General features: G+C 27.4%; 1 protein-coding gene. It reads left to right on the top strand.

What is annotated here, in order from left to right; translation table 11 throughout:
- Positions 1-715: FecR family protein (locus tag AVBRAN12642_RS09750; protein ID WP_336608320.1), on the top strand; the 715-nt coding region annotated here is incomplete at both ends.

Here is a 715-nt window from a genome sequence, read left to right on the forward strand (position 1 = left end):
TTATTAAGTGTAATAACTCTAACCTATGCAAGCGTAGGTAAAATATCAGCTATTAGAGGTGATGCAGTAGTTATCTCAAAAGGTAATGAAATAAAAGCTTTATTAAATCAAGAACTTGATGAAAGCGATATTATAAAAACGGGAAATAATGCAAGATTACAAATAATCTTTAATGACAACACCGTTACTACTCTAGGTAAAAACACAAGCCTAGAAATAAAACAATTCTTATTAGATGGAAAAAACTCTAAAGTAAATCTTGAAGTAAGTGAAGGAAGCTTTAAGGTAATTACAGGAGAAATCTCAAAACTAGCAAGAAAGAATTTCTCTTTAAAAGCTCATACAGCAACAATTGGCATTAGAGGAACAGTGTTTGTAGGAGAAGTTGGACTTAATATAAACAAATTAGCTTGCTTACAAGGTGCAATAGATGTTAAATTAGGTAATAAAACTTCTTTAATTGATTCAGGAAAACAAATAAGCTTTTCAAATACTAAAATAATCAAAGTTGAACCTTTAAAAGTAAATGATTTTTCTTTAACCAAAGCAAATATTAACGAAGATAATAAACCAGAAAAAATACAAGAAAAACAAGAAGATAAACAAAGCACTACAAATAATAACAATAAAGTAACAAGTATTACTTTAAGTAGTGATATTAAAGCTGATAATGCTAATTCAAATTCTAAAAATACTTTACAAACTAGTGAGCAAA

The sequence above is a fragment of the Campylobacter sp. RM12642 genome, assembly GCF_020137635.1.
Classification (GTDB): Bacteria; Campylobacterota; Campylobacteria; order Campylobacterales; family Campylobacteraceae; genus Campylobacter_E.